The organism is Wolbachia endosymbiont (group A) of Apotomis capreana (assembly GCF_964027025.1).
Lineage (GTDB): Bacteria > Pseudomonadota > Alphaproteobacteria > Rickettsiales > Anaplasmataceae > Wolbachia > Wolbachia pipientis.
In genome coordinates this window covers 804,583-822,812 of record NZ_OZ034721.1, presented here as the reverse complement: position 1 = coordinate 822,812, position 18,230 = coordinate 804,583, and the positions used below count along the sequence as shown (strand labels likewise).

19 protein-coding genes and 2 pseudogenes are annotated in these 18,230 nt (G+C 35.0%); 14 read left to right on the top strand and 7 right to left on the bottom strand.

Features of this window, described 5'->3' with window-relative positions; genetic code table 11:
- The first annotated feature begins 44 nt into the window (after nt 1–44).
- The 9 genes and pseudogenes from AAGD50_RS04070 (at nt 45) to AAGD50_RS04030 (ending at nt 7,751) form a co-directional block, all read left to right on the top strand.
- On the top strand, nt 45–842 hold the full coding sequence (locus AAGD50_RS04070; RefSeq protein WP_341810005.1) for a DUF677 domain-containing protein: 798 nt from the start codon (nt 45–47) through the stop codon (nt 840–842).
- Nucleotides 832–1,594: pseudogene (locus AAGD50_RS04065) on the top strand (IS5 family transposase). Before AAGD50_RS04070 ends, AAGD50_RS04065 begins: the two are co-directional and overlap by 11 nt.
- Nucleotides 1,595–2,530, top strand: a complete 936-nt coding sequence (locus AAGD50_RS04060) for an AAA family ATPase (protein WP_264724159.1) — start codon at nt 1,595–1,597, stop codon at nt 2,528–2,530.
- 171 nt (nt 2,531–2,701) lie between these two features.
- The gene (locus AAGD50_RS04055) at nt 2,702–3,820 is read left to right on the top strand and encodes a hypothetical protein (protein ID WP_264724160.1); all 1,119 of its coding nucleotides are present in this window, start codon (nt 2,702–2,704) and stop codon (nt 3,818–3,820) included.
- Nucleotides 3,821–3,993: 173 nt separating this feature from the next.
- A complete protein-coding gene (locus AAGD50_RS04050; RefSeq protein ID WP_341810004.1) occupies nt 3,994–5,361 on the top strand; it encodes a hypothetical protein in 1,368 nt (455 codons plus the stop codon).
- A gap of 29 nt (nt 5,362–5,390) precedes the next feature.
- Complete coding sequence (gene pyrF, locus AAGD50_RS04045; RefSeq protein WP_174515794.1) at nt 5,391–6,065, top strand: orotidine-5'-phosphate decarboxylase; 675 nt, start codon at nt 5,391–5,393, stop codon at nt 6,063–6,065.
- Nucleotides 6,066–6,114: 49 nt separating this feature from the next.
- Nucleotides 6,115–6,576, top strand: a complete 462-nt coding sequence (locus AAGD50_RS04040; protein ID WP_341810003.1) for a hypothetical protein — start codon at nt 6,115–6,117, stop codon at nt 6,574–6,576.
- Nucleotides 6,566–7,328: pseudogene (locus tag AAGD50_RS04035) on the top strand (IS5 family transposase). The gene AAGD50_RS04040 and the pseudogene AAGD50_RS04035 overlap by 11 nt, the downstream one beginning before the upstream one ends.
- The gene (locus tag AAGD50_RS04030) at nt 7,329–7,751 is read left to right on the top strand and encodes a hypothetical protein (protein ID WP_264724163.1); all 423 of its coding nucleotides are present in this window, start codon (nt 7,329–7,331) and stop codon (nt 7,749–7,751) included.
- A gap of 140 nt (nt 7,752–7,891) precedes the next feature.
- Here the strand turns inward: AAGD50_RS04030 and AAGD50_RS04025 are convergent, their stop codons facing one another.
- Nucleotides 7,892–8,248, bottom strand: coding sequence for a hypothetical protein (locus AAGD50_RS04025; RefSeq protein ID WP_341810002.1), 357 nt, complete (start codon nt 8,246–8,248; stop codon nt 7,892–7,894).
- A 48-nt stretch (nt 8,249–8,296) separates the two neighbouring features.
- On the opposite strand from AAGD50_RS04025, the gene AAGD50_RS04020 reads away from it, so the two are divergent.
- Complete coding sequence (locus tag AAGD50_RS04020) at nt 8,297–9,496, top strand: phage major capsid protein (protein WP_265024347.1); 1,200 nt, start codon at nt 8,297–8,299, stop codon at nt 9,494–9,496.
- A 390-nt stretch (nt 9,497–9,886) separates the two neighbouring features.
- Here the strand turns inward: AAGD50_RS04020 and AAGD50_RS04015 are convergent, their stop codons facing one another.
- Genes AAGD50_RS04015 through AAGD50_RS04005 form a run of 3 tightly spaced genes read right to left on the bottom strand, consistent with a single transcriptional unit; the run spans nt 9,887 to nt 11,893 of the window.
- Nucleotides 9,887–10,528, bottom strand: a complete 642-nt coding sequence (locus AAGD50_RS04015) for an amino acid ABC transporter ATP-binding protein (RefSeq protein WP_264724166.1) — start codon at nt 10,526–10,528, stop codon at nt 9,887–9,889.
- A complete protein-coding gene (locus AAGD50_RS04010) occupies nt 10,512–11,159 on the bottom strand; it encodes an amino acid ABC transporter permease (RefSeq protein ID WP_265041169.1) in 648 nt (215 codons plus the stop codon). The genes AAGD50_RS04015 and AAGD50_RS04010 overlap by 17 nt, the downstream gene beginning before the upstream one ends.
- Nucleotides 11,159–11,893 (bottom strand): substrate-binding periplasmic protein, encoded by a 735-nt coding sequence (locus tag AAGD50_RS04005; protein ID WP_155968424.1) that lies wholly within the window; start codon nt 11,891–11,893, stop codon nt 11,159–11,161. The genes AAGD50_RS04010 and AAGD50_RS04005 overlap by 1 nt, the downstream gene beginning before the upstream one ends.
- Before the next feature lie 125 nt (nt 11,894–12,018).
- Here AAGD50_RS04005 and AAGD50_RS04000 point away from each other — a divergent pair, with 125 nt between their 5' ends.
- Nucleotides 12,019–12,465, top strand: a complete 447-nt coding sequence (locus AAGD50_RS04000; RefSeq protein ID WP_264724167.1) for an arginine repressor — start codon at nt 12,019–12,021, stop codon at nt 12,463–12,465.
- Nucleotides 12,466–12,518: 53 nt separating this feature from the next.
- Here the strand turns inward: AAGD50_RS04000 and tatC are convergent, their stop codons facing one another.
- Nucleotides 12,519–13,280, bottom strand: coding sequence for a twin-arginine translocase subunit TatC (tatC, locus tag AAGD50_RS03995; protein ID WP_010962605.1), 762 nt, complete (start codon nt 13,278–13,280; stop codon nt 12,519–12,521).
- Nucleotides 13,277–14,374, bottom strand: coding sequence for a type I glyceraldehyde-3-phosphate dehydrogenase (locus AAGD50_RS03990; protein ID WP_264724168.1), 1,098 nt, complete (start codon nt 14,372–14,374; stop codon nt 13,277–13,279). Before AAGD50_RS03990 ends, tatC begins: the two co-directional genes overlap by 4 nt.
- A gap of 682 nt (nt 14,375–15,056) precedes the next feature.
- Between AAGD50_RS03990 and AAGD50_RS03980 the strand changes: the two genes are divergently transcribed.
- The 3 genes from AAGD50_RS03980 (at nt 15,057) to AAGD50_RS03970 (ending at nt 17,029) form a co-directional block, all read left to right on the top strand.
- Entirely contained in the window at nt 15,057–15,185 is a 129-nt protein-coding gene (locus AAGD50_RS03980; protein ID WP_264724169.1) for a hypothetical protein, read from the top strand.
- A gap of 108 nt (nt 15,186–15,293) precedes the next feature.
- Nucleotides 15,294–15,833 (top strand): HK97 family phage prohead protease, encoded by a 540-nt coding sequence (locus AAGD50_RS03975; RefSeq protein WP_264724170.1) that lies wholly within the window; start codon nt 15,294–15,296, stop codon nt 15,831–15,833.
- Between the two features lie 254 nt (nt 15,834–16,087).
- Nucleotides 16,088–17,029, top strand: coding sequence for a hypothetical protein (locus AAGD50_RS03970; RefSeq protein WP_264724171.1), 942 nt, complete (start codon nt 16,088–16,090; stop codon nt 17,027–17,029).
- Here AAGD50_RS03970 and AAGD50_RS03965 read toward each other — a convergent pair.
- The gene (locus AAGD50_RS03965; protein ID WP_264724172.1) at nt 17,013–18,188 is read right to left on the bottom strand and encodes a CCA tRNA nucleotidyltransferase; all 1,176 of its coding nucleotides are present in this window, start codon (nt 18,186–18,188) and stop codon (nt 17,013–17,015) included. The two genes, AAGD50_RS03970 and AAGD50_RS03965, sit on opposite strands and share 17 nt — an antisense overlap.
- Nucleotides 18,189–18,230: the final 42 nt, after the last annotated feature.

Below are 18,230 nucleotides of genomic sequence, written 5' to 3'. Positions count from 1 at the left end.
AGTAAAACCAATGCAACATATCTTATAGCTGGTGCTTTGCTACTTTGGTATTGCTTGCGTCTGGGACACTTGCTGTTGCTCCTTATGTTGCATTCTTATCTCCAATTGCAGCCTTTAATGTAGCTCTTCCTGTTGCCTTGAGTTTATCTATACTATCTACTTTGATACTCGCACTTTCATGCAAGATGATTAGTCGAAATAAAAAATTAGCTGCTCAAGGAGCGGAGCTTAATGAAAAAACTGAATTAGCTGCAGAGCAAGAAAATACAATACAAAGCTTAGAACCTCAAATCAAAGGGCTAAATAAGAAAGTTAGTGATCTCGAAACAAAATTAGATGAAATTTCAAGGCAAGCTAATGGTGCTGCAACAAAAGATGAAGTGGAAGAGCTAAAGGTAAAGATTGCTAGTGTTGCAACAAAAGAGGAGCTAAATAAGCTTAACAATGAAGTGAAAGAGCTAGGGACAAGCGCTGCAACAAAAGAAGAGCTAAAGGCAGGGCTTAATGGTACTGCAACAAAAGATGAAGTTAAACAGCTAAGAGGAGAGTTTGCTAATGCTACAACAAAAGATGAAGTTGAACAGCTAAGAGGAGAGTTTGCTAGTGCTGCAACAAAAGAAGAGCTAAAGGCAGGGCTTAATGGTGCTGCAAAAGATGAAGTGAAAAAGTTAATAGAAGATGCAGTGGAAGAGCTAGAGGTAAAGATTGGTAATGCTGCAACAAAAGATGAAGTGAAAAAGTTAATAGAAGATGCAGTGGAAGAAAGGCTTAGGTCTTGTCGACATAAAAAAAATAGTGATATAGAGTACTCTTTATTAATAGGTAAAGAGAATGCTATATGATTTAAAAGATGAGCAATGGGAGAGAATAAAAAACAGTCTGCCAGGTAAGGAAGGAGATAGAGGAAGAAGCGCAAAAGATAACAGGAGATTCGTAGCTGCAATAATGTGGATAGGTAGAACAGGAGCAACATGGAGAGCATTGCCGGCTGAGTATGGAAAATGGTCAAGTGTACATAAACGTTTTATAAGGTGGGCAAAATCTGGTGTTTGGCAGATGATTTTCAACACATTAGCTGTTAATGGAGACACAGAGTGGCTCATGATAGACTCAACAATAATCAGGGCACATCAACATGCTGCTGGTGCAAGAAAAAAATGTGGAAACTGGTAGACAAGAACAAGAGCTGGGACGGTGCAAAGGAGGATTTTCAAGCAAATTACACGCTGCTTGTGATGCTTTGGGCAACCCACTGAGATTCTTTGTTACTGCAGGGCAAAGATCGGATTACGTAAAAGCTTTAGACCTGATAGAAGGCAAGAACATGGAGGCACTTATTGCCGATAAAGGGTATGACGCAAATTATATGATTGAGGCTGCAGAAGCTGTAAATGCTGAGCCAGTAATCCCACCGCGTTCCAACAGAAAAACACCAAGAGAATATGACAAAGAATTGTATAAAGAGAGAAACTTAATCGAAAGGATGTTCAACAAAATCAAGCACTTCCGCAGAGTTGCTACACGCTACGACAAATTGGCCATAGCTTTTCTGTCTTTTGTTCACATTGCTGGCATTTATCTTTGGTTAAAATAAATGTCGACACTGCCTAGTAGTCTCATAAAGGAAGTTGAAGTAAAAGAAGAGCTGCAGATGAAGTTTTATGAAAAAGGTAAAAAAAGATATAAGACAACATTTGATGATGTTATACTTCCAAATGATAAGAAACAAAAGCTGAAAGAGATTTATGAATCACAAAAAGAATCAGATGCGGCTCTAAAAAAAGGAGAAGGATACATTTTGCATGGTCTACCAGGAACTGGTAAGACTATGATTGCTAAGGCAATTGCGAGTGAAACTAAAGATACATCTGCATTTATAAGTGTTTCTGGTTCTAGTTTGTTTAATATAAAAAATATAAATGATCTTTTTAAAAAAGCAGAAGAAAACGCTCCTTGTATAGTTTTTATAGATGAAATTGAAGGCTTTGGCAAAGCGTATAGTTCTGATGATAATATACGATATTTAAAACATTTCTTAACTAAAATTGATGGCTCTGACCATGTAAAAGGTGTGACGGTGATTGCTGCAACTAATCATATAGGTATTTTAGATAAGGCACTTGTTAGGGGAGGTCGTTTATGCAATCACATTGAGATTCCTACATTAGGTACAGATACGCGTAAAAAAATAATCAACGAGTATTGTCAGAAGAAAAATTTGCAAAGTATCGCTCATACAATTTTAAACAATACTAGTGAGGATTTTTCACCAGCAAATCTGATTAGTTTATTAAAGGAAATAGAAGGTTGTGCAAGTAAAGTACGTGACAAGACTAAGACTGCGGCTATTTGTCGAAGTTTTAAGAGGACTCATAATATTAAAAAGGTGTCGAATAAGCAGACTAACAGGAAAATTGAAAATTCTATAGGAGAATCACAGCAATACACATCCAGACCATCACATAAGCTGAATGACGCTTTATGTGATTCTGGATATACCAGTATATGTTCTACCCTGATCAATAGCTAACTAGACATTATAAGTACAATGGTACACTCGATACACAAGGTCTAAGTCATTTTTTAGCTAGCAGACTGAAGATGGGAAATTTGTTGTAGGTGCAGCACTATAATTCCTCCACAGATAAGAGAATTTTAATAAATATATACAAGACTGCTGAACGTGGGGGGGAGGGGAGTAATGAGCAATTTGCTTAGTGAGGCTAATGCATTTTATTTTGTAGCTAGTTCCTTAGCTACTCTTACGTTACTTACATCTTTAGCGCTTATTGTAACTTCTAATGTGCCTCTTCCTCTAATTCTTGCTTTAGCTACATTATCTATTTTGGTGCTTGCACTTTCATGTAAAATAATTAGTAATAATGTAGAATTGGAAGCAAAAGTAAAAGGTCAGTTAGAACATAAGGAGGAGATGCTTTCTCTTGAACACCAAGAGTTACGTGATGAAAATACAAGATTGAATGAAAGAGTGGATTCTTTAATGGAGGAATTGTGTCAATGCAAATTAGAAAGTGAAAAGAATAAGTTATGTTTAAAGTCAGAATATGAAGATGAGTTACGCTTAAGATTGGAATATGAAGATGAATTAAACTTGGAATTAGAACATAAAAGTAGGGAAGCTTCTTCTCTGCGTACTCAATTAACTATGTTAAGAAAAAAAGTAGAAGTAGAAGAAGTAAAACAATTAAAAACTTTAGAATCGGAAGAACAACATGAGAGCTCAGAAAGCGACATAGAAGAATTAGAGGAGAAGTTATGCCAGTCGGAAAAGGAAAAGAAAGAATTAGAAGGTAAAGTTAGTGATGAACGTCAAAAGCGCACTGATCTTGAAAGTAAAGTTGATAAATTGTGTACAAAGGAGAAAGAGTACTTATCTAAAATTAAGGAGCTGGAAAAGGAGTCATTATCTTTACAAAAAGAAGAGAAAGAATCTGATAACACATTAACAACAGTGAATGATGATCGCGATAATAAGGTGAAAGAATTAAACAGTTCACTTTTGAAGCAATCCTCTCAAATAGAACAACTTCAAAAAGCTTTATTGGAAAAGAAAAAAGAAGAAGTGCTTTTTTTGCAACGGATGATAGAATATGTAACAGATGAGGTAGAAAAATTAGTAAGGGAAAATGAAGTGATCAGAGATGATGATAAAAAAGTAATATTACAAGTGATTCAAGCAACAAAGTCTGTGTTAGTAGAAGAAGCTGCACAATATTTGCCAGGCGAAACGTCTGTTCCTTCATTTGTGGAAGATCCTGGATATACCAGTGGATGTTCTACCCCGATCAATAGCCACTAGACATTTTGAGTACAGTTGTACACTGGATACATAAAACCTTAGCCATTTTTAGCTAGTAGACTGAAAAAGGAAAGTTTGTTGTAGGTGCAGCACTATAATTCCTCCACAGATAAGAGAATTTTAATAAATATATACAAGACTGCTGGAGTTTTGTCCGTGGTGGGAGGGGAGTAATGAGCAATTTGCTTAGTGAGGCTAATGCATTTTATTTTGTAGCTAGTTCCTTAGCTACTCTTACGTTACTTACATCTTTAGCGCTTATTGTAACTTCTAATGTGCCTCTTCCTCTAATTCTTGCTTTAGCTACATTATCTGTTTTGGTGCTTGCACTTTTATATAAAATAATTCGTAATAATAAGAAAATAGAGATTGAGAGAAATAAATTCGCTCAAAAAGAGCAAGAGTTGGAAAATAAAATAACTCTAGGAAAGGAAGCTGAAGAAGCTGCAAACAAAGAAGTGAAGAATCAATTACATGAATTAACTCGAGAAAAGCAAAATTTAGACAAGAGAGCAAAAAAATTGAATCAGAAAGTAAATGAGTCAGAAGTTGAGAGAGAATCTCTTCTTGAAGAAAAAAAATCTTTAGAGAAAAAATTAGAAACAGCAAAGAATCGTACGTTTGAAATAGACAATGAATTGGACAAAACAAAAGAGGAAATAGATAAGCTTGTTGCACGAGAAGAAGAATTACATCTTAAAATCTCGTGTTTACGTGAACAGTTACAAGAAAAAGAAGAACGTATAACAGAATTGAAAGGGAAAATAGACAATAATCAATGCAAAGAATTAGAAAATAAAAAATTGAATGAGGAAGTAGAAAAATTACGTAAAGAAATAAGGGAGTTATACGAGAAAGAAGACAAATTTTATAAAGAAAGAGATATATTACGTAAGAAAGAAGACACACTTTATAAAGAAAGAGATATATTATATGAGGAAGAAAAAAAGTTGCATACAAAATTAGATGACCTAAAATGTGAAATCAGAAAAATCAATAAAGAAAAGGAAAATTTATCTAAAAAATTGGAAAAGAAATTTGACGAGTTAGATGAAGCAAATGGTTTAATTGAAAATCAGTCTTTTGAGTTAGACGGAATAAGAAAAGATTGTAACAATGAGGTAAAAGGTTTAAAAAATTTACTTTTAGAGCGAGACAGTCAAATAGAACAACTTGAAGAAGATTTGTTGAGAAATGCAGAAGAGAAAAAGGGTTATTTACCGGAAATGTTAGAATCTGTGGTAGACAAGGTAGAAAAATTGGTAAACAATAATGAAGCGATCGGAGATCGTAGTAGAAAAATAATATTACAGGAGACTCAAAAAATAAAGTTTATATTGAAGGAAATTATGCAATTCACGCTAGGTGAAGATTCTAGATGTGAATCACCATCAGAGGAAACGTTTGATTGTTTACTGGAGGATCTTGGATATGCAAGTCGCTCATCCACTCCGATCAAATTGCCAAATTCACTATTGACAGAATCTTATGAACGTAATCAGATTGAAGGTATTTGCAAAACACAACAATTAGTCTTATAGTCTTATTATAAAATAAATCATGCAAGATAATGAACCCAATAATATGTGCACTGGATACACAAGATTTAAATAAGGCTATTTCTCTAGTTAATACTCTGCGTGGTAAAGTTGGCATGGTAAAGCTGGGATTAGAATTTTTTGCTGCTCAAGGTCTTTCTGGAGTGCAAGAAGTTGCAAAATGCAATGTACCAATTTTTTTAGATCTGAAATTGCATGACATTCCAAACACTGTAGCTAAAACAGTTGAAGTAATAAAAGTTCTGAACGTTGAAATGTTAACTCTGCACATCAGCGGTGGGACAAAAATGCTTGAAGAAGCGCTAAGTGTAGTGCAAGGCACAAAAATAAAGCTGATTGGAGTGACAGTGCTAACTAGTATGAGCAATGAGGATTTAAACGAGCTTGGAGTAGCAAGAGAAGTAAAATCACAGGTAATTTTGCTTGCAAAGCTTGCAAAAAAGATTGGACTCTATGGAATAGTCTGTTCTGCATTGGAAGCTCAGGAAGTGCGCCGAGAATGCGGTGAAGACTTTAAAATTATTACTCCAGGAATTCGTATAGATCCAGGTCATGACGACCAAAAAAGAACAGCAACACCAAAAGAAGCAATAAATTCAGGAGCTGATTATATCGTCATTGGCAGACCCATTACGAAAACTACAAGTAGTGCGGAGCTAATATTGAAATCCATGAAAGAATTTTAATATAATAACTTAATTTATAAAAATACTAACATATTAATTAGGAATAAGCATGAGTAATATCAATAGAATAATACGCGAAGTAATCAAGGAATTCCGCTCAAAATTACCAGATAAGGAAATAGAGGAATATTCTGGCAAATTGAATAAGCTACATATCTACCAGTGCAATAAGCATATAATAGAAAATAAGAAGCTATATCATTATACAATAAATGGGAAAACCCATGCTATGGGTCAGCATGGGCATAATTTTGTCAAGAGTTTAGAAGTTATCTTGAGGAATAAGCCACAAATTTCCTTAGAAGAGGTAATTGATTTTATGGAAAAAATAATTAATTTTGGTATTGATAGTTGTTATGGAGCATTTGAGATGATATTTGAATCTCGCTCTGGTGTTACAATAGATGATGCAGTTAATTTTGTAAAAGATAGCTTATCTAGGTCTTGTCGACATAAAAAAAATAGTGATATAGAGTACTCTTTATTAATAGGTAAAGAGAATGCTATATGATTTAAAAGATGAGCAATGGGAGAGAATAAAAAACAGTCTGCCAGGTAAGGAAGGAGATAGAGGAAGAAGCGCAAAAGATAACAGGAGATTCGTAGCTGCAATAATGTGGATAGGTAGAACAGGAGCAACATGGAGAGCATTGCCGGCTGAGTATGGAAAATGGTCAAGTGTACATAAACGTTTTATAAGGTGGGCAAAATCTGGTGTTTGGCAGATGATTTTCAACACATTAGCTGTTAATGGAGACACAGAGTGGCTCATGATAGACTCAACAATAATCAGGGCACATCAACATGCTGCTGGTGCAAGAAAAAAATGTGGAAACTGGTAGACAAGAACAAGAGCTGGGACGGTGCAAAGGAGGATTTTCAAGCAAATTACACGCTGCTTGTGATGCTTTGGGCAACCCACTGAGATTCTTTGTTACTGCAGGGCAAAGATCGGATTACGTAAAAGCTTTAGACCTGATAGAAGGCAAGAACATGGAGGCACTTATTGCCGATAAAGGGTATGACGCAAATTATATGATTGAGGCTGCAGAAGCTGTAAATGCTGAGCCAGTAATCCCACCGCGTTCCAACAGAAAAACACCAAGAGAATATGACAAAGAATTGTATAAAGAGAGAAACTTAATCGAAAGGATGTTCAACAAAATCAAGCACTTCCGCAGAGTTGCTACACGCTACGACAAATTGGCCATAGCTTTTCTGTCTTTTGTTCACATTGCTGGCATTTATCTTTGGTTAAAATAAATGTCGACACTGCCTAGTAAATTTTATAGATTCCATGGCAGTGGGATTTTCAAAGTAATATTAGAACTCAATCCAGAGAGCTCTCTTGAAGAGATAGAGAAACAATTTAGCAAAGTAGTAGATCCTTACTTTCTTAATGCTTGGAGTCGAGAAAGTGAAAGGGCTTTTGCTAAGATATGTAGGTTATGTAGAGAAGGACATGTGGAGAATATGCAGAAATTTGATTTTAGCAATTTTAATTTAGATCAAGATAGTGCTGGAGCATTAAGAGCACTGTTACAGTATTGTGTTGACGTTTCTAATCAAAAAGCTTTAGGTGATTCACATGAATTGCATAGAGAAGAGATGGAGGGGATATATAAATTTGATGATAATTACGATTTAAATTTAGATAGTGATCATAATGATAGTATCTGGCATTGAAATTATACTACAATAATAAAATAACTGGATAAAAATTATCACCAAAAAAATTCAAAAAAGTGCTTGACATAAAAGAACGAACATTATATAGTGTTGTTATCTTTTATTTTACCTCGCTTAATTTAATTACTGGATTAAGCTTACAGTACTAAGCGTGGCACAAAGTGCCACGCTATTTTTCGGTTTACATTTTCAACAGATAAACAAATGATATCATGCCAGTGCCTGGGCACATAACTGTACGAACATTTATTTTTGAAGACAACAGATGATGTCATTCCAGTGCTTGACACTGGCTTTCGCACAATTCCATCAAAAACGTTGTAAAGCGCTTTCGTGTTTACCAACTTAGTGCCCAATCTGGATCCCAGACTGGGATGACAAGAAAGGGAGCACTGGGATGACATCATCCTTTTTTTGGGATTCTCCAGTGCAGCTACTTGCATCTGCCACCTGCAATGTTCGTACAGATGTAGGGAAACATCTATGAGTACCATTCCTATTACCTTATTTCCATTTTCATTTCATTTTCAAAGGAGGCTATTATGTCACTCACCGATATCGCTCACCGTATCAATGAACTCGCTTCATCATGGGAGCAATTTAAATTAATAAATGATCGCAAACTAAAAGAAATTGAAAGCAAAGGGCGTGCTGATTCTGCAACAATTGAGCAGCTATGCAAGGTAAATAATGCCATTGATAGTTGCAAAGAGCGTTTAGACTTGATCGAAACTGCAGCTCAACGTCCAGAAGTAAATACAGATTTTAGCACAAGCGATAAATATTTTTCTGATTATATCCGCAAGGGAATGGAAAGCGGTTTATCACACAAAACCCTCAGTGGAGATAACAGTGATATCGGGGGGTATCTAGTTACTCCGCATATTGTAAAACGCATAAACAAGCGCGTAACTGATTCGTCCCCAATGCGACAAATATGCTCCAGTCAAAGAATCTCTACTGAAACATTGGATTACATTATAGAAGATTTTGACCGCGCCGGTGCAGGTTGGAGCAGTGAAACAGTAGATGATGAGGATGGTGGCAATAAGTCTAAGTATGATTTTGCAAAAGATACGGACACGCCCAAAATCCAAAAGATTTCCGTCACAACTTACGAGTTATATGCTCAACCACAAATATCACAAAAGTTACTCGATGATGCGTTTGTCGATGTTGAGAGTTGGCTGGTGGAAAAGATTGCCGAGACTTTTAGTAAGGAAGAAAGCGAAGCCTTCATTAAGGGTGAGGGCACTTTTCAACCAAAAGGAATTTTAGCTTATGAAAATGGAAACAGTTATAATAAAATAGAGCAAGTTAAAACTGAAAAATTAGATAGTGATTCAATAATGATGTTGTATTACTCTCTGGATGAATATTATTCCAAAAATGCATCATTTTTGATGAACAGGAGTACGTTGAAGGACATTAGGCTGCTAAAATCTCAAACAGGTCAATATCTTTGGCAACCAAGTTTGTCGCTTGAAGCTCCAGATACCTTAATGGGAGTGCCAGTATACCAGTCTGCCGATATGCCACCAGTGCCAAACAATCAGCTACCAGTAATTGCGATGGCAGATTTCAAACAAGCTTATAAGATTGTAGATAACAGAGGAATGAGAATATTAAGAGACCCTTATACGAATAAACCTTATGTGAGGTTTTTTGTCACTAAGCGTGTCGGCGGAGAGGTTGTAAACACCAGTGCTATTAAATTGTTGAAAGTTGCGAGCAAGTACTAAAAACTTCCGCAGCATCATCTTTATAGCTGATCAAAGCAACACGTCATACCGCGATTCATTCCATAACTGTACGAACATTGTGATTTTGGCCCATCAGGAGGGTGTCATCCCAGTGCTTGACACATATAGCTAAACTGACTTAGATTTACCGACAGTTTGAAAAACAAAAATTCGTCATTCCGCTACTTGTTAGCGGAATCTATGCTGAGATATCGCGGCGGTATGACGTAGGAAAACCTTTCTTGGGTTAGCTATAGTTTGCTATATTATGTGATTTTATTTTTAGCATTGCTTCTTACATTATGTAATTTTGTTTTCCATAATGTATATTATGTAATTTTCGATGCTAAGATCTGTTATAGCTCTCAGTATGATATGAGTGATTCTCTTTTAATAATTATTTTTTAAATAGTTTGTTGGTTCATCAATTTCTTTAGGATTGATATCTACAATTATTTTTCCGTTTTTTAACAGAATAATCCGATTTGATATTTTTGTTAAAAAATCCAAATTGTGAGAAGCGATAATCATAGTAATACCCATATCTCTAACTGATTGTAGTAGTTCCACAACGTCGACTATTGTTGCTACATCTAAACCAGACGTTGGCTCATCGCATAATAGAATCCTTGGATTCATCATTAAGCTTCTGGCAAGCGCAACCCGCTGTTTTTGCCCACCGGATAGATTACTAGGGTAATCATTTTTTTTAGAAGCAATACCCAAAGACTCAAGTAGTGAATCACTTTGATCCTGAGTTTTGTTTTTAAGTTTGGGAGCATATGTAAGATTTTCCCAGACAGTCATATGTGGGAAAAGTTGAAAATCCTGAAATACAAAACCAGTACTATCATTGCATTCAATGCTACCAGAATCTAAAACTTCGAGTTTTTGTATACAACGTAACAATGTTGATTTACCACTACCAGAAGGACCAGCAAGACCAACTATAGATTGTTCTATAATCAGGTTAATATTATTAAGTACTGGAACATTATTAAATAATTTACAAACATTATGCATTTTTATCATATATACCTTTCTGTTCAATCTTTTTGCCTATATATTCAATTAGTAATACAAGAGCGTAATAATAAGCCCCAGCAAGACAAAGTGGTATAAAATAAGTAAATTGTTCTGCTGCAAGCATTTGCGCAGAGCGCATAATATCAACACCACCAATAGTAGAGATTAATGCCGTTTCTTTAAGGAGTGCAATGATCTCATTTATCATTGCAGGAAGAATATTTTTAATAACTTGTGGTAATATAATATCTCTCCACATATAGAAACTAGGTATTTGTAAAGTTTTAGCTGCTTCAAACTGGTTTTTTGATATAGTTTCAATACCAGCTCGTAAAATCTCAGCAATATAAGCACAGCTATTTAGACCAAATGCTATAATGCCAGCACTAAATATGTTTAATTTAATTCCTGCAATGGTTGGAGTCATAAAATAAACAACACTTAACTGTAATATAAGGGGGGTGCCACGTATTACAGATATAATTCCATTAATTAATGGAATACAGATCTTATTATATCTGAGTACTGAAAATAACCCTCCTAGACTCATACCTAAAAGCAGTCCTCCAATCAATAATTTTAAAGTAAAGGCAAGGCCTGTTCCAACAAACAACAAATTAGAAATTAATTCTTGCATCAGTTATCTCCTAGCCATTTTTCTGCTATCTTTTGTATTACACCTTTACTTTCTAAACTTTTTAACGCCTCGTTTATTTTATCCTTTAAATCAGATCCTTTATTCACAGCAATAGAATAACCATTATCTGACTTAGCGATGGCTGACCATGATAGACCAGGATTTTTTTTGCTAAATACTTTACCTTGGAATTCATCAATTAGGACGCCATCAACATGACCAGACTTCAATGCTTCTACAGCTTGATTATTATTGTCTATAGCAATAATTTGAGCTGTTGTAGGAACATGCTCTTTTAGCCAAATTTCCATGACAGTTCCTAGTTGAACGGCTATCTTCTTGTGAGTTAAATTGTTTATACCGGCTATGGGTTTATTTTTGTGATATAGAATACCAAATTCCCCTGTATAATAACTATTTGAAAAATCAAAATTTTTTTCACGCTCTTCTGTACTACCAATAGTAGATATAGCAGCATCTACAGAATTACTTTGTAATGCTGCAAATATAGCACTAAACTGCATATCTTTAAACATTGCTTCTTTACCTAACTCTTTTGCTACTAATTGAGCAAGCTCAATGTCAAAGCCAGTAAATTTACCATTTTCATAATATTCAAAAGGTGGATAATCTGCAGAAATTGCAAATCTAATGATATTATCGTGTTTATCTTCCTTGCATCCTGTTAATAGAATACTTATCACTATAATAGCATTTAAAATATATTTTTTCATATTACTAATTTATATTCATATTTTATTCATCTTATGAATATAGACATTAAAAATTGAATAGTCAAGAAATAATGAATATAATTTCAAATATACTTATTACATATTCAATATGAGGAAAATGCATAATGCATGACAACACACTAGGTGAACATATTTTAAATATTATTCAAAATCATGAAATTTTAGAGCAGAGCGATTTACAGACCTTGCTTAAAGAAAGAGGGCACAGCATTCCTCAGGCTACTTTATCAAGGAAATTAAAAAAACTTAAAATTGCCAAAGTTGCTGGTGTATATAAAGTAATCGATATCAACCAGTATCAATTACCATTGATACTTAATATGCAAATTTCGGATTTTGGTTTAATAGTACTACATACCCAACCAGGACAAGCTAGCAGTCTAGCTTACTTTTTAGATAAGAAGTATGTGCTAAATAGTAGCAACAACATAGGAATTATAGGAACTATAGCAGGTGATGATACAGTATTATTGATCATCAAAAGTAAGGCTGAACTTAACAAAGTATTACAATCAATTTATGAAACATTTCCATATTTAAGTCCTGAATAAGAATGTTGTAAGTTAAAAATGTGATATAAAGGAGATAAGAGGGATTCCTTTGTTTAAATCTTTGTCTTCTTTTTTTCAATATACCTACATATCAGAATGGACAATTCATATAGAATCAGCATAGGTATTGCAAGCCCTACTTGGCTTAATACATCAGGTGGAGTTAAGATTGCAGCGATAATAAAAATTACCACTATCGCGATTCTGCGTTTATTTGACAAACTTTGTGTAGTGAGTAACCCTACTCTCACCATTAATGTGAGTATTACTGGAATTTGAAATGCAGTGCCAAAAGCAAACATAAATTGGAGAACGAGGTCTAAATATTCGCTAACTGATGGCATAAACTCTATTGGTATACCGAAAGATTTCCCACTATGTTCAAAAGTGATGAAAAACTTCCAGGCTAAAGGAAATATATAGTAATAGACTACAGTAGCTCCCGTTACAAATAAAACCGGTGTTGCAATCAAGTATGGCAACAACACTGCCCTTTCACTTTTATATAACCCAGGTGCTAAGAACATATAAAATTGCCATGCAAACACAGGAAAAGAAAACAAAAGTGCGCTCATTATTGCAACTTGGAGATACACAAAAAATGCCTCTGTTAAGTCTGTGTAAATTAAAGAAAAACCTTCGCTACCTTTTGTTGCTTCTATTAAAGGTGCGAGTAAAAAACGGTATATATTTTCCTTAAAGTAATAACAAAAACCAAAAGCAACGCAAAAAAATAGAAAGCAAAAGATAACTCTTTTTCTGAGTTCCGCAAAGTGCTCATAAAATGAGGCGTATTTGCTTGAGTTCCAGTTCATACTTTACTATAGCTCAATAATGCTATGTCTAACATTCTCAGCGAAAAAGCCCACTCATTGTCATACCACGCTGCAACCCTGCATATATCACCTGTAACATATGTACCAGTTAAATCCACAATTGCACTATAAGGGTTATGCACAAAATCTATTGAGACTAAAGGTTCCTCGCATATAGAAAGTACATTTGACATTGGATAACCCTCTGCCATCCTAGTACCCTCTGATGTCATCCGAGTAGCTGACACTGGGATCCAGAAATTAGATTCCAGCGTCACGCGCTGGAATGACGTAGAGGAGAGAGCTGCATCCTTAAACATTTCATTGATTTCTTTAACGGTCGCTTTCTTATCAGTCGTAAATGTAAAATCAACCATAGAAACATTGCTAACCGGAACTCTGACGGCAGTGCCATCTAGCTTTCCTTTTAATTCAGGAATGACAGAACCAATTGTTTTTGCTGCCCCGGTTGTAGTTGGCACCATAGATAATCCGCAAGCCCTTGCTCTACGCAAATCTTTATGATTACCATCAAGAACATTTTGATCATTCGTGTAGGCATGTATAGTAGTCATAAAACCGCTTTTTATGCCTAAACCAGAATGTAGGACTTTCACAATCGGAGCAAGGCAATTTGTAGTGCAAGAACCTGCTGATATCACTTTATGCTCTTTTTCGAGCATATCGTTATTCACACCATAAACTATAGTGACATCAGCATCCGAAACTGGAGCAGAGACAATCACTTTCTCTGCATTGTGCCTTATTGCTTCTTCACGTTTGTTGAATGCACCAGTACATTCAAGTATTACATCAACATTCCAAGGAATATTTTCAGGGCTCCGTTCTCTATATAAAGAAAACTCTTTGCCATTTATAGAAATCCAATTTTGAGACTCATTAAAATCAATATTACCACTGAATTTGCCATGAATAGAATCATATTTAATCAAATGTGCATGCTGCTTTGCACTGAGCGATCCATTTACAGCTACAACTTCTATTTGCTCACTATACTTTTCTATTTCATAAATAGCACGCAATACGCCTCTGCCTATTCTACCCAGACCATTAATTCCTACACGAATCGTCATCTCTTCATTCAAAAAATTTAATTATAGAGGATATCACTTGATATTTCATTCTATTCTTTTGCTTTTCTATCGATATGAACATTATAGCAAGGAGACAGGGCTAAAAACTTGCTTGACAAACTCCGCCAGCCCCCTTATCATGAAACTGAAGCTATTGTATTTGCTTTCGCCAATCTGCAGATTAAAAGGTAAGGATTACTTAATGTATCGGCGTCTTATGTTCAATTTTTTGCAGTATATAGATACTGTATGTCTTTACAAAACTTCATCTACATCTAGATTTTTATCTAAATAAGCTGAACGCGCTTATAAAGCGTTACAAGACATCAAAAAATGCCAATACTCGACAGAGATAGTAAAAGACTAGCTAACTCGGGGATTCTTTGTCTTTTTTTCTGCTTAGTAAATTTCTTAAACATTTGCAGCGTAAGTTAGTTGCAATTAAAAGCGGCTGAATCTCGCTTGTCAAGCGTTTAAAACATAAAAAACGCCAATATTTTAAAGCAGATAATAACCCCAGGGCTTCTTTTGCCTTTTTTTTCATTTGGTAAATTTCTTAATGTTTATAGCTAAAAGAGCCCAAGAGAGGTCAATGCCCCTGTGATGTCATTCCAGTGCTTGACACTGGAATCCAGCCTTTATTATGCAGCCACTTGGTTGAAATTAAGTCTTCTGGATCCCAGTGTCAAGCACTGGGATGACAAAAAAAGGAGGCTACTCGGATGACAGGAGAAGGTACTGCCGTCATAAAGGAACCAGTTTCAGCTACTTTCATGACATCGTTGTAACATTGTACCATATTACAATTTAGCGTTTTTAGTAACTAAGAAAAGTGCTTCCCCCTTTTAGAGCACTGCATATAATAGAATTATATCGCAGTGCATTGCGAAACAAAATTCCCAATACTACAGGAGGCTTTATGAATAAGAAATTTCTCTATTCACCATTGTCAATAAAAAGCATAGGAGAAAACGGTGTATTTTCTGGTTATGCTAGCGTTTTTAATATAGTTGATAAACAAAATGATCTGATATTGCCTGGAGCATTTAAGGAAAATTTAAACAGAAATAAAATAAAACTCCTTTGGCAGCATAATCCTGACGAACCTATAGGTAGTATCATAGATATTTACGAAAATGATGTTGGTCTATATATAATTGCACATTTACTTTTGGGTATTCAGAAAGCAGAAGAAGTGTATTTGATGCTCAAAGCTGGAGCAATTAACGGACTTTCCATCGGCTATATACCTATAGAGTATGATGTTGATCATAAAAGCGGAGCTAGAGTGTTAAAACAAGTGGAATTATGGGAAGTCAGTTTGGTCACTTTTCCTGCAAACTTAGCTGCTCAGGTAATCAATGTGAAAAATCAGAACAATGAACAGGAAATGTTAGCAAGAGCGATAGAAAAAGCAAATGCTGTACTTACAAACACGTGTATTTCTGCTTATAGCTAAAGTGACTTGGTTTACCGATAATTTGAAAAACAAAAATTCGTCATCCCGCTACTTGTTAGCGGGATCTAGAGATACCGCGGCGGTATGACGTAGGAAAACTTTTCTTGGATTAGCTATAAAGTGTATTAGGTGGGCAAAGACTTTACCATAATTTGACACCTGCGTTAGTATTTATTTAACATTTACACTAACATATATAACTTTATCACTGTTAAAATTTTCTGTAAATTAAAGTTAAAAAACAAGGTAATTTTATGCCAAATATTAATAATACGGCTAATTATGAAATTAATGTTAAACGAAAGGAAAAAAAATACAGTTGGTCTACTGTATTTGCTTGGTTGTTTCTAAAAACGATTGGACGAATATTGCCCAAGAGATGGAACAGATGGGCAGAAAATATTTTGTACTACGATAAAACTACTGCAAACAATGAAGTTCAAACTGATGCTTTTAAGACAATAGATGGAAGTGTTCAAGTTGACTTAAAACCTGAAGTAGCAGTAAGAGAGAGCCAAAGTGGAGTAATAAGTAAGGATGGAGAGGTTCAAACTAATAAAGTAACATTTCACGATATAGCAATGCAGACCGAATACGTCGAAACAACGGATAAAAATAGTGATCAAGCACAGCAGGTTGAAGACTTACAATCAAAAAATGGCTTATTGGAAGTGAAAATTGAAGAATTGCGATCTATAATCATAAGGCTTAAAGCGGACTTACAATCAAAAAATAGCTCGTTAATTGGAAAAAATATGGGTAAAGAACTACGAGATGACACGTTAAAAGCCAAGTTGTCACCTTCTGTTAGAAAATGCGTAAAAAAATTAGAATTTAACAAACAAGAAGGGGTAAATAAGATTGTAGACTCTATCTTGCACAGCTTTAATAGCAAGAATAATAATAATAACGACTCAGGAGAATTGCTTAAAGAAATTGTTACAGGAAAATTAACAGAGGCTAAAATGAAATGTTTTTCAAATAAGATTCAAGAGTTACAACTGGCATTAAGCATAAGAGATAAATTTTTATCTCCAGATCAGGGAATGTGTAATCAAACTCAAGGAGGAGTAAACGAATATCAATTAACAGAAAAAGCTAAAAAAGAATACACACCTAATTCCTCGATGAGTCACACTAATATTGCAAGCATACATTCATTGAACAGTCGGAAAGCAGTTAGAATAGGCCCTTAGCATAAAGCACCAGCTCCTCTTTTGTTAAAGTGTAGGAGCTATCTTCCCAATGTTGTTTTAGCAATTCCAAGTTTCTACCTAAACTTTTTCCTGGCTGGTGACCTATACTTATTAAATCATCGCCAGATAAAGGAAATTTTGGAATATTGAATGTGTTAGCAAATGAAATGTATTCATCAACATTTTCTCCAGACTCAACACCACAAATTTTCACTAAATCACAATATAATTCTCTACCAAATAAAGATATGTATTTTTTTTGCTCTTTTTCTGAGAGTTCTGTTTTGATATCGTTGGATAGTAAAAATAGCAGCTTTTTCTTTTGCTTGTTCGAAAGACGTAAAAATTTGCTTACATATTCTCCAAGACTTAGCCTGTCATTTTTTTTAGTAGTCCTAAGGAGTAACGCTAATTTTACTAGTGCATCAGTGCCCAAAAGAAGTGACGAAGACAGAATTTCGCATTTTACTTCTTTTGGGATAATCTTTTGCAAAACATCAGATTCTTGCATGCTCTTAAGTGTTGGAAAAGGATCATTGCACTCCAGCAATTTAAGTATTTCATCTCTTATTCTCTCTCCAGAGAGGTTTTGAATCATATGCGAATGCTTTTTGCATACGTTTAGTATTTCATCACTCAAATCTCCGACACATATTTTTGCATGAAAACGAAATGCTCTTAAAATACGTAGATAGTCTTCTTTAATTCTATCTTCAGCGTTGCCTATAAAGTTTAACCTTCGCGCTTTTAAGTCCTCTATACCACCAAAGTAGTCATATATATGGCCATGCTTATCTGCATACAGAGCATTAAATGTAAAGTCGCGCCTTGAAGCATCCGCTTGCCAATTATTGGTAAATTCTACTTTTGCATGCCTACCATCACATTTCACATCATGCCTTAGTGTTGTGATCTCAAAAGATCTTTGATTTAGAACCGCAGTGATAGTTCCATGTTTTAAGCCAGTTGGAATAGTTTTAATATTACGGAGTTTTAGCGCTTTAATCGTTTGATTGGGAAGCAAATTAGTAGCTAAATCGATGTCGTGGACATCACGCTGCAAAATTGAGTCTCTCACACACCCGCCGACAAGCCTAGCCTCACCACCAAATTCCTCTATGGCATCAATAATTAAACTAGTCTCATGGTCAACTTGCATTTAGGTTAGTACGTACTGCAAGCTCATATTATATGAAATGCT

Coding starts and splice junctions, on each gene's coding strand:
- AAGD50_RS04000 (WP_264724167.1), top strand. CDS start 12,019: ATGCATGACAACACACTAGGTGAACATATTTTAAATATTATTCAAAAT.
- AAGD50_RS04005 (WP_155968424.1), bottom strand. CDS start 11,893: ATGAAAAAATATATTTTAAATGCTATTATAGTGATAAGTATTCTATTA.
- pyrF (WP_174515794.1), top strand. CDS start 5,391: ATGAACCCAATAATATGTGCACTGGATACACAAGATTTAAATAAGGCT.
- AAGD50_RS04060 (WP_264724159.1), top strand. CDS start 1,595: ATGTCGACACTGCCTAGTAGTCTCATAAAGGAAGTTGAAGTAAAAGAA.
- AAGD50_RS03970 (WP_264724171.1), top strand. CDS start 16,088: ATGCCAAATATTAATAATACGGCTAATTATGAAATTAATGTTAAACGA.
- AAGD50_RS04025 (WP_341810002.1), bottom strand. CDS start 8,248: ATGGTACTCATAGATGTTTCCCTACATCTGTACGAACATTGCAGGTGG.
- AAGD50_RS03990 (WP_264724168.1), bottom strand. CDS start 14,374: ATGACGATTCGTGTAGGAATTAATGGTCTGGGTAGAATAGGCAGAGGC.
- AAGD50_RS04015 (WP_264724166.1), bottom strand. CDS start 10,528: ATGATAAAAATGCATAATGTTTGTAAATTATTTAATAATGTTCCAGTA.
- AAGD50_RS03975 (WP_264724170.1), top strand. CDS start 15,294: ATGAATAAGAAATTTCTCTATTCACCATTGTCAATAAAAAGCATAGGA.
- AAGD50_RS04020 (WP_265024347.1), top strand. CDS start 8,297: ATGTCACTCACCGATATCGCTCACCGTATCAATGAACTCGCTTCATCA.
- AAGD50_RS04040 (WP_341810003.1), top strand. CDS start 6,115: ATGAGTAATATCAATAGAATAATACGCGAAGTAATCAAGGAATTCCGC.
- tatC (WP_010962605.1), bottom strand. CDS start 13,280: ATGAACTGGAACTCAAGCAAATACGCCTCATTTTATGAGCACTTTGCG.
- AAGD50_RS04030 (WP_264724163.1), top strand. CDS start 7,329: ATGTCGACACTGCCTAGTAAATTTTATAGATTCCATGGCAGTGGGATT.
- AAGD50_RS04010 (WP_265041169.1), bottom strand. CDS start 11,159: ATGCAAGAATTAATTTCTAATTTGTTGTTTGTTGGAACAGGCCTTGCC.
- AAGD50_RS04050 (WP_341810004.1), top strand. CDS start 3,994: ATGAGCAATTTGCTTAGTGAGGCTAATGCATTTTATTTTGTAGCTAGT.
- AAGD50_RS04055 (WP_264724160.1), top strand. CDS start 2,702: ATGAGCAATTTGCTTAGTGAGGCTAATGCATTTTATTTTGTAGCTAGT.
- AAGD50_RS03965 (WP_264724172.1), bottom strand. CDS start 18,188: ATGCAAGTTGACCATGAGACTAGTTTAATTATTGATGCCATAGAGGAA.